Source organism: Variovorax sp. WDL1, assembly GCF_001541225.1.
Taxonomy (GTDB): Bacteria; Pseudomonadota; Gammaproteobacteria; order Burkholderiales; family Burkholderiaceae_C; genus Variovorax.
The window spans coordinates 18,501-28,274 of sequence record NZ_LMTS01000236.1 but is presented as its reverse complement, the minus strand read 5'-3'; the positions used below and the strand labels follow the sequence as shown (position 1 = coordinate 28,274).

At 70.0% G+C, this 9,774-nt stretch carries 9 protein-coding genes; 3 read left to right on the top strand and 6 right to left on the bottom strand.

Translation table 11 applies throughout. The annotated features are described in order from the left end of the window. From APY03_RS28760 to APY03_RS28750, 3 genes are all read left to right on the top strand, one after another. Nucleotides 1-1,045: YbfB/YjiJ family MFS transporter (locus tag APY03_RS28760; protein WP_083944626.1), on the top strand; the 1,045-nt coding region annotated here is incomplete at its 5' end. A gap of 35 nt (nucleotides 1,046-1,080) precedes the next feature. Then, nucleotides 1,081-1,674: a carboxymuconolactone decarboxylase family protein gene (locus APY03_RS28755; protein WP_068682343.1), complete on the top strand. Its 594-nt coding sequence runs from the start codon at nucleotides 1,081-1,083 to the stop codon at nucleotides 1,672-1,674. Between the two features lie 156 nt (nucleotides 1,675-1,830). Then, nucleotides 1,831-2,718, top strand: a complete 888-nt coding sequence (locus APY03_RS28750) for a DUF3014 domain-containing protein (protein WP_068682341.1) — start codon at nucleotides 1,831-1,833, stop codon at nucleotides 2,716-2,718. A gap of 38 nt (nucleotides 2,719-2,756) precedes the next feature. Here APY03_RS28750 and APY03_RS28745 read toward each other — a convergent pair whose 3' ends face one another. The 6 genes from APY03_RS28745 to gcvP form a co-directional block, all read right to left on the bottom strand. Next, complete coding sequence (locus APY03_RS28745; RefSeq protein ID WP_068682339.1) at nucleotides 2,757-4,043, bottom strand: RNA polymerase sigma factor; 1,287 nt, start codon at nucleotides 4,041-4,043, stop codon at nucleotides 2,757-2,759. Between the two features lie 32 nt (nucleotides 4,044-4,075). Continuing rightward, a complete protein-coding gene (locus tag APY03_RS28740) occupies nucleotides 4,076-4,516 on the bottom strand; it encodes a YciI family protein (protein ID WP_068682337.1) in 441 nt (146 codons plus the stop codon). Nucleotides 4,517-4,545: 29 nt separating this feature from the next. Next, nucleotides 4,546-4,971: a YciI family protein gene (locus APY03_RS28735; protein WP_068682335.1), complete on the bottom strand. Its 426-nt coding sequence runs from the start codon at nucleotides 4,969-4,971 to the stop codon at nucleotides 4,546-4,548. A 137-nt stretch (nucleotides 4,972-5,108) separates the two neighbouring features. Continuing rightward, a complete protein-coding gene (locus APY03_RS28730; protein WP_068682333.1) occupies nucleotides 5,109-5,987 on the bottom strand; it encodes an NAD(P)H-hydrate dehydratase in 879 nt (292 codons plus the stop codon). Continuing rightward, a complete protein-coding gene (locus APY03_RS28725; protein ID WP_068682331.1) occupies nucleotides 5,987-6,754 on the bottom strand; it encodes a histidine phosphatase family protein in 768 nt (255 codons plus the stop codon). Before APY03_RS28725 ends, APY03_RS28730 begins: the two co-directional genes overlap by 1 nt. A gap of 76 nt (nucleotides 6,755-6,830) precedes the next feature. Next, nucleotides 6,831-9,737 (bottom strand): aminomethyl-transferring glycine dehydrogenase, encoded by a 2,907-nt coding sequence (gene gcvP, locus APY03_RS28720; protein ID WP_068682329.1) that lies wholly within the window; start codon nucleotides 9,735-9,737, stop codon nucleotides 6,831-6,833. Nucleotides 9,738-9,774 lie beyond the last annotated feature (37 nt).

The following is a 9,774-nucleotide window of genomic DNA, read 5'->3' as shown; positions in this document are numbered from 1 at the left end:
CCGCGCCGGCAGCGCCGATGTAGCGGCGGGCGGCTGGCTGGCCGCCGCCAACTACGCGGGCTATCTGCTGGGCGCGCTCACGACGGCGCGCCTTCCTTTCACGCCGCAGCGCGTCGCGCTGCTGGCCCTCGCGCTGATCGTGGCCTCGACCGCCTCCATGGGCTGGACAAGTTCGCTGCCGGCCTGGCTGTTCCTGCGTTTCGTGGCCGGCGTGGCCAGCGCCTGGGCGCTGGTGAGCACCAGTGTCTGGTGTCTCGGCTGGCTGTCGCGCTTCGACCGGCCGGCAGGGCCAGGCCTGCTTTATGCGGGGGTGGGTGCGGGTATCGCGCTCGCCGGCCTCTACTGCTGGCGCGCGGGTGCGGCGGACGTGAGACCCGACGCGCTCTGGCTGCAGCTCGGCGCTCTCGCGCTCGCGGGCCTGGCCGCGGTGGCGCTGCTGATGCCGCGCGGCATGCCCTCGGCGGCGGCGCCTGCGCCCGCCGCGGCCGGGCCGGCAACGGCGCGCGGCGTGCCATGGGGCCTGGTGATCTGCTATGGCATGCTCGGCTTCGGCTACATCCTGCCCGCCACCTTCCTGCCCGTGCTGGCGCGCGCGGTGGTCGACGATCCGGCCGTCTTCGGCGCCGCCTGGCCGGTGTTCGGCGCGGCTGCCGCGGTCTCCACGCTCTTCGCGAGCCTGGCGCTGTCGAAGATGTCGCGGCGCCACGTGCTCGCCGGAAGCCATGCGCTGATGGCATTGGGCTGCCTGCTGCCGGTTCTGCACCTGTCGGCGCTCACCGTGCTGCTGGCGGCGCTGCTGGTGGGCGGCACCTTCATGGTCGCGACCATGGCCGGCATGCAGGAGGCGAGGGCGCGCAGCCTCGGCGACCCCACGCGCGCGCTGGGCCGCATGACGGCAGCCTTCGCGATCGGCCAGATGGTGGGCCCGGTGCTGTCGTCCCTGCTCAGCGGCAGCGCCCAGGGCTTCGGCGGTCTCTTCGTCGCACTGGCGATCGGCGCGCTGGCCCTGGCCGGCAGCGCCTGGTGGCTGGCGCGTGCCGCATGATCAACTCATCATCTCTTCGCTGAAAGGAAACGACAATGTTCGAACAAGGGCAATCCCGACCCTGGGCCGAGCGCATGCCGATGCCCGCCGCCGACACCCTGTCCGAGGCCCAGCGCAAGGCCGCCCAGACACTCATCGACGGCCCGCGCAAGGGCGTCTTCGGTCCCTTCATCCCGCTGCTGCAGAGCCCGGTGCTGATGGAGCGCATCGGCAGCCTGGGCGAATACCTGCGTTTCGACAGCCAGCTCGATGCGCGCGTGCGCGAGCTGGTGACCTGCGTGGTCGCACGCGAGGTCGGCAACCAGTTCGAGTGGCTGCTGCACGCGCAGGCGGCGGTCAAGGCCGGCGTGAACGCCGAGGCGATCGAGGCGCTGCGCCTGGGCCGCCGCGCCACGCCCCTGGCCGAAGACGAGCAGCTCGCCCTCGACTTCGCGCTCGAGCTGTTGCGCCACCATGGCGTGAGCGAGCCCACCTATGCCGCGGCCGAGTCGCGCTTCGGCAAGCAGATCGTGGTGGAACTCAGCGCGCTGGTGGGCTATTTCGCGATGGTGTGCTGGGTGATGAACGTCGCGCACACGCCGGGCAAGGCCGCCGAAGGGCAGGCAGGGCTGGAGGCCTTTCCGCTGTAGAGCCGCGCAGCCGCACGAACGTGGCACGGAACCACTGCACGCGCACGCGATCCGACCGGGCTGGGCGCCCGCCGTCACAGGCCGTTACCACCGCCGCCGCTCCCGCCGCCCCGGATGGCGTCCAATGGTGGAGCTCATGAAAAGGAGAGATGCCCCATGCCCGAACGTGAGTTCGACGATCTGAGGCCGGCGCGCGAGTCCTCGCTGTGGATCCTCGTGGTGCTGGTGGTGCTGGCGCTCGGCGCCGGCGCCGTCTGGTGGCGCTGGTCGCACCAGCAGGCCGCCCCTGTCGAAGCGACTCCGGCCGCTACCGCGCCGCAGCCCGATGCCCCCGCGCCCGCACCTGCCGCGGCAGCGCCGGTGGAGCCGCAGAACCCGGTCGACACCACCGCCGACGCAACCCTGCCCAAGCTCAACGACGCCGATGCCCATGTGCGCTCCGCGCTGGCCGAACTGCTCGGCGCCAAGGCGGTGGGCAGCTTCCTGCAGACCGACGGCTTCGTGCTCCGCTTCGTCGCCACCGTCGACAACCTGCCGCGCGACCAGGCCGCGGCGCGCATGTGGCCGGTGCAGCGCGCGCCCAAGCGCTTCATGGCCAGCGGCAGTGGCGAGACGCAGACCATCAGCCTCGACAACGGCGCGCGCTACACGCCCTTCGTGCTGTTCGCCGAATCGGTGAACCCGCAGCACGCGGCGGCTCTCTACCAGAAGCTCTACCCGCTGTTCCAGCAAGCCTACGAGGAGCTCGGTTATCCCAACCGTCATTTCAACGACCGCCTGGTCGCGGTGATCGATCACCTGCTGCAGGCGCCCGAGCCGGCCGGGCCGCCGCAGGTGAAGCTGGTCGAGATCAAGGGCGACATGCCCTCCGAGCGGCCCTGGGTGCATTACGAGTTCGTCGACCCCGGGCTCGAATCGCTGTCGGCCGGGCAGAAGATGATGATCCGCACCGGCTTGGTCAACGAGCGCCGGCTCAAGGCCAGGCTGCGCGAATTCCGCGGGCAGATCGCCGGCGGCGCGCTTGCGAAGAAGAAGGCCGAATAGGCGTTCGGGCGCCCGCTGTTCGCCGGGCGGCAGCAGGCTCAATGATTCAGTGGACTCGAGCAGGCCAGCGCACGCATCAGCAGCAGCTTGCGCTCGCGCGCGTTGCGCGTGAGCGAGGCGGCGTGCTGGAACTCCGCGCATGCCTCCGCCTTGCGGCCCAGCTTGGCCAGCAGGTCGCCGCGCACGCTCGGCAGCAGGTGGTAGCCCTTCAGCTGTGGCTCGTCGCGCAGCGCGTCGACCAGCTCCAGGCCCGTGGCTGGCCCGAAGGCCATCGACAATGCCACCGCCCGGTTGAGCTCGACGATGGGCGAGGGCGCGAGCTGCGACAGCGCCTCGTACAGGGCCGCGATGCGCGTCCAGTCGGTCTGCTCCGGCGTGCGCGCGCGCGCATGGCAGGCGGCAATGGCGGCCTGCAGCGCGTAGGGTCCCAGCGCACCACCCAGGGCTTCGGCGTGCGCCAGCGCGGCAAGGCCCCGGTGGATCAGCAACTGGTCCCAGCGCGCGCGGTTCTGCTCCAGCAGCAGCACGGGCTCTCCCTGCGCATCCACGCGCGCGGCCGAGCGCGACGCCTGGATCTCCATCAGCGCGACCAGGCCGTGCACCTCGGGCTCGTCGGGCACCAGGCCGGCCAGGATGCGGCCGAGGCGCAGCGCTTCGTCGCACAGCGCGGGGCGCATCCAGTCGTCGCCGGTGGTGGCGGAGTAGCCCTCGTTGAAGACGAGGTAGATCACCTCCAGCACCGAGTCCAGCCGCGCGCCGAGCTCGTGCGCGCGCGGCGCCTCGAAGGGCACGCGCGCCGCCGCCAGCGTGCGCTTGGCCCGCACGATGCGCTGCGCGATCGTGGCCTCCGGCACCAGGAAGGAGCGCGCGATCTCGTCGGTGCCGAGGCCGCCCAGCAGCCGCAGGGTGAGTGCCACCCGCGCCTCGGGCGAGAGCACCGGGTGGCAGGCGGTGAAGACCAGCCGCAGCAGGTCGTCGCCCACGTCGTCATCGAGCGCGGCATCGACGGCGTCGGCGAAAGCGGCGGCCGCCATGGCGTGCTGCGCGTCGATCTCGCGGCCGATCTCGTCCTCCTTGCTCGCATGCAGCTTGCGCCTGCGCAGCAGGTCCAGGGCGCGGTGCTTGGCGGCCTGCATGAGCCAGGCGGCGGGATTGTCGGGCAAGCCCTCGTGGGGCCATTGCTCCAATGCGGCCACCAGCGCGTCCTGCGCCAGCTCCTCGGCCACGCCGACGTCGCGCACCATGCGCGCGAGCACACCGATGATCCTGGCTGATTCGATGCGCCGGACGGCGTTGATGGTGCGGTGGATCTCCGGCGTGCTCATCGTTCGTCAGCGACCAGCAGGAGCAGGTGGCCTCAGTTCCCGCCCGCGGAGCGCTTCTCGGCGGCGTCGCGCAGCCACGCTTCGTGCTTGCGCATCTCGGGCGTGAACTCGGCGCCGAAGTCCTCGGCCTCGTAGACCTGCCGGATCTCGATCTCGACATTGCCGCCGCCGTCGATGGGCGGCCAGCGCTTGACCCACTCGATGGCTTCCTCCCTGGATTTCACCTGGATGATGCTGAAGCCGGCGACCAGTTCCTTGGCTTCGGCGAAAGGGCCGTCGATCACCGTCGGCCTGCCGTTGCTGAACTTGACGCGGGCGCCCTTGATGCTGGGCTGCAGGCCCATGCCGTCGAGCATCACGCCTGCCTTGATCATCTCCTCGTTGTACTTGAGCATGTCGGTGACCAGCTGCTCGGTGGGCATCACGCCCGCTTCGGTGTCCTTGTCGGCTTTTCGAATGACCACGAATTTCATTGTCGAATCTCCGTCAGATGGATGGGCGCTCAGGACTTGCGGTTCTTTTCCGCTTCGGCCATGAGCCGCTTTTCCTGCTCGCGCAGCTCGGGCGTGAACTCCGCGCCGAAGTCCTCCATTTCGAAGACCTGACGCAGCTCGACCTCCTCGCCGTCGGTAAAGGGTGCGCGCTTGAGCCACTCGATGGCCTCGTCCCTGGAGCGCACCTGCCAGAGCCAGTAGCCGGCGATCAGCTCCTTGGTCTCGCTGAAGGGGCCGTCGATGACTGTGCGCGCCTTGCCGTCGAAGCGCACCCGTGCCCCCTTGGAACTGGGCTGCAGGCCTTCGCCGGCCAGCATCACGCCGGCTTTCACGAGCTCCTCGTTGTAGTTGCCCATGTCGGTGAGCATCTTCTGTGTCGGCATCACGCCGGCTTCGGAATCCTTGCTGGCTTTCACAATGACCATGAATCGCATGTCGTTCTCCTGAAAGGTTGGGTGAGTGAGCTTCCGGGATAAAGCTCTACATCAACGTCGAAGGACGACACCGCCGATCGACACCGGAGTGTGTAAGGATTTGCAACGGGAGGCTGTCGTGATGGGCGAAGCGCCCGTCAGCGGGCGAGACGCCGAACCACGCCCGGCACTTCCCCCGCCAGCTCGCTTGCCAGGTAGCCAAGGGGGCCCACGCGCTGGCCCAGGTTCTTGCCCGCCCTGGCATGCACCACCACGGCCCAGGCCGCCGCCTTCTCGGGCGGCAGTCCGCGGGCCGCAAAGCCGCCCATCAGACCTGCCAGCACGTCGCCCGAACCCGAAGTGGCGAGCCCGGGCGAACCACCATCGAAGCGCCAGGCGCGGCGCTGCGGCGTCGCGATCACCGTGCTCGCGCCCTTGAGCACGACGCAGGCATTCCAGCGAGCGGCAGCCTCGCCGGCGACGGCCAGCGCTTCCTGGGCGATGGCCTCCTTGGGCAGGCCGGACAAGTGCGCCATTTCGCCCGCGTGCGGGGTCAGCAGCACCGGCTGGTCGAAGGCTCGTTCGGTCGCCACCGACATCGCGATCGAATCCAGCAGCACGGTGCATTCACGGAAAAGCGGCAAGAGCCGGCGCACGAAAGCCATGCTGCCGCGCTCGTCGCCCAGGCCCGGGCCTACCACGACGGCCGCCACCTGCGCAGCAAGCGGAGCCAGCGCCTCGCAGCCGCGCGCGGCGATGCCGCCGCCACGTGTCTCGGGCAGGGCGATGACCCGCGATTCCGGAATTGCGAGCGCCACGCCGGAGGCGATGGAGGCAGGGCTGGCGATGGTGAGCTTGCCCGCGCCCGCCCGCAGCGCGGCAGAGCCGGCGAGCAGCGCAGCGCCCGGCAGCTCTGCGCTGCCCGCAATCACCAGCACGCGGCCGCGCGACTCCTTGTCCGCGTCCGGACCCGGATCGGGCAGCGGCCAGTGCGCCAGCGATGCTTCGGTCAGAGGGGTGGCGCGCGCAGGGGCCATCAGGGCTTGGGCGCCGCCGGCTGGTCGGGCGCGCGGGTCACCGGCGCGTCGGCTTCGCGCAGGGGCGCGAGGAAGTTCACCAAGTCGAGCTGCAGCACTTCGTCTTCGTCGCCGTGTCGCTCGGCGCGGTAGGAGGTAATGGCGCAATTGGGCACGTCGCCCTGCCGGTCGATCTCGAGGATCTGGTTTTCATCCAGGTGCTCGATCAAGTAGCGCAGGCAGTTGACGATGACCTGGTGCGCCACCACCAGCACGCGCTGGCCTGCGTACTCGCGCGTCACCATCTCGAGCAGGCTGCGCAGGCGCAGGATCACGTCGCACCAGCTCTCGCCGCCGGGTGGCCGAAAGTAGAACTTCCCCACGTGCAGGCGCTGCGCATCGAGCTCGGGATGCTTCTGGCGGATGCCCAGCTTGGTCAGCCGGTCGAGAATGCCGAATTCCTTCTCCCGCAGGCGCTCGTCCATGCGCAGCTTCATCCTGTCGCCGGACAGGCCGCCATGCTCGGCGACGAGTTCCGCGGTGGCACGGGCGCGCAAGTAGGGGGAGCAGAGGATCACCTCGGGCTGCTCGTGCGCGGGCCGCCTGGCGAACCAGTTGCCGAGCGCAATCGACTGCTCCATGCCGAGTTCGGAGAGCGGCACGTCGATGTCGCGCCACGCCAGCTCGATCAGCGGCAGACCGCCCGCTTCCGCCGCGTCGCGCGCGACATTGCCGGCGCTTTGACCGTGGCGCACGATCCAGAGGGTTTGGGGCCAGTTCGATTGCATGGCGAGGGCCATGGTAGGAAGCCCTCGCCGCGGCCCTCGTAGGCAAAGGCCTATTTCCGCCGACGCGCGCCCGACGTCATCCCGCGTAGTCGGCGACCGGCACGCAGCTGCAGAACAGGTTGCGGTCGCCGTAGACGTTGTCGACACGGCCCACCGGCGGCCAGTACTTGGCGTTCTTCACCGAGGCGATCGGGAAGGCGCCGAGCTCGCGGGAATAGGGGTGGGCCCATTCGCTGGCGAGCAGGCTGTCGGCCGTGTGCGGCGCGTTCTTCAGCGGGTTGTCCTCGCGGGGCCAGATGCCTTCCTCGATGCGGCGGATCTCGCCGCGGATCACGATCATCGCGTCGATGAAGCGATCGAGCTCGGCCAGCGGTTCGCTCTCGGTCGGCTCGACCATCAGCGTGCCGGGCACCGGGAAGCTCAGCGTGGGCGCGTGGAAGCCGTAGTCGATCAGGCGCTTGGCCACATCCTCGGCGGTCACGCCGCTGGAGTCCTTGAGCGGGCGCAGGTCCAGGATGCACTCGTGCGCCACATGGCCGTTCGGGCTGGCGTAGAGCGTCGGGTAGTGCTCCTTGAGCCGGGCGCTGATGTAGTTGGCGCTGAGGATTGCGGTCTCGGTCGCGGCCTGCAGGCCTTCCGCGCCCATCATGCGGCAGTACATCCAGCTGATCGGCAGCACCGCCGCATTGCCCAGCGGCGCGGCGGACACGGCGCCGACGCCGTTCGAGGGGAGGCCTCCGCTCACGTGGCCGGGCAGGTAGGGCACCAGGTCCTCGACCACGCACACCGGTCCCACGCCGGGCCCGCCGCCGCCGTGCGGGATGCAGAAGGTCTTGTGCAGGTTGAGATGGCTGACATCGCCGCCGAACTCGCCGGGCGCGGCCACGCCGACCAGCGCGTTCATGTTGGCGCCGTCCACGTACACGCGGCCGCCGTGGGCATGCACGATCTCGCAGAGCTCCTTGACGCGGGTCTCGAACACGCCGTGGGTGCTGGGGTAGGTGATCATCACCGCGGCCAGGTCGTCGCGGTGCTGCTCGCAGGCGCGGGCCAGGTCGTCCATGTCCACGTTGCCCTGTGCGTCGCAGGCCGTCACCACCACCCTCATGCCCACCATCTGCGCGCTCGCGGGGTTGGTGCCGTGGGCGGAGGAGGGGATCAGGCAGACGTTGCGGTGGCCGTGGCCCTGGGCTTCGTGAAAGGCCTTGATCGCCAGCAGGCCCGCGTACTCGCCCTGCGAGCCGGCGTTGGGCTGCAGGCTGATGCCCGCATAGCCGGTGGCTTCGCAGAGCCAGGCGCGCAGCTGCGCATCGAGTTCGGCATAGCCCCGCAGTTGTTCTGCCGGGGCGAAGGGATGGATGTCCGCGAACTCGGGCCAGGTGATGGGGATCATCTCGCTGGTCGCGTTGAGCTTCATGGTGCAGCTGCCCAGGGGGATCATGCTGCGGTCGAGCGCCAGGTCCTTGTCGGAGAGGCTGCGGATGTAGCGCAGCATCGAGGTCTCGCTCTTGTGGGTGTTGAACACCGGGTGCGCGAGGAAGGCGCTGCTGCGGCGCAGGTCAGGCGGGATGCGTGCGCCGGCCGTGGCCGAGAGCTCCTCGAAGCGCGGCATCGGCGTGCCGGCGGGCACGAACAGGGCCCAGAGCGTCTCGATGTCCGCGCGCGTGCTGGTCTCGTCCAGCGAGATGCCCAGGTGTTGCTGCAGCCCCTGGCGCAGGTTGACCGAGGCGGCCTGGGCGCGCTCCAGGATCTTCGGCGTGTCGTCGCCGGTCAGGACGGTGAGCGTGTCGAAGGCGGTGGCGTTGGCAAGCTCGCGGCCCATCTGCTCGAGGCCTTGCGCCAGGATCGCGGTGAGGGCGGCCACGCGCTGGGCGATGCGCGTCAGACCTTCCGGCCCGTGGTAGACCGCATACATGCTCGCCACCACGGCCGGCAGCACCTGCGCGGTGCAGATGTTGGAGGTGGCCTTTTCGCGGCGGATGTGCTGTTCGCGCGTCTGCAGCGCCAGCCGGTAGGCGGGCCGGCCTTGCGTGTCGACGCTGACGCCGACCAGCCGTCCGGGCAGCGAGCGCTTGAACTCCTCGCGGCAGGCCAGGTAGGCTGCGTGCGGGCCACCGTTGCACAAGGGCATGCCGAAGCGCTGCGTGGTGCCGCAGACGATGTCGGCGTCCCATTCGCCGGGCGGCGCCAGCAGGGTGAGCGCCAGCAGGTCGGCCGCCACGCAGAAGGCGGCGTCGCACGCGTGGGCATGGCCTGCCAGCGGGCGCAGGTCGTGCACGTGGCCGGTGGTGGAGGGGTATTGCGCCAGCGCGCCGAAGAAGTCGCCGCTCGCCATCAGGTGCGGCAGGGTCTCGGAGACGGTGCTGACCCTGACCTCGATGCCCAGCGGCGCGGCGCGCGTGCGGATGACCTCGATGGTCTGCGGATGGCAGTCGCCGGAGACGAGGAACGCGTTGCTCTTGCTCTTGACGCTGCGGCGCGCCAGCGTCATTGCCTCGGCCGCGGCGGTGGCTTCGTCGAGCATGGAGGCATTGGCAATGGCCATGCCGGTCAGGTCGCAGACCATGGTCTGGAAGTTGAGCAGCGCCTCCATGCGCCCCTGCGAGATCTCGGCCTGGTAGGGCGTGTATGCCGTGTACCAGGCCGGGTTCTCCAGCACATTGCGCAGGATCACGCCGGGCGTGTGGGTGCCGTAGTAGCCCTGGCCGATGAAGTTCCTCGCCACCTTGTTCTTTGCCGCGATGGCGCGCAGTTCGGCCAGCGCGCCGGCTTCAGTGACCGGCGCGGGCAGGCGCATGGGGTGGCTGCGGCGGATGGCCGGGGGCACGATGCCGTCGATCAGCTCGGCGCGCGTCTTCGAGCCGACGGCGGCGAGCATGCGCGCCTCGTCATCGGCCTCGATGCCGATGTGGCGGGCGATGAATTCGCCCGCGTTCTCGAGATCGGCGAGGGTGGGCAGGGAAGGCAGGGAGGACTTCGGCATGGCGGTGAACAGGAGGGCGGGGATCGGGGGAACCTTG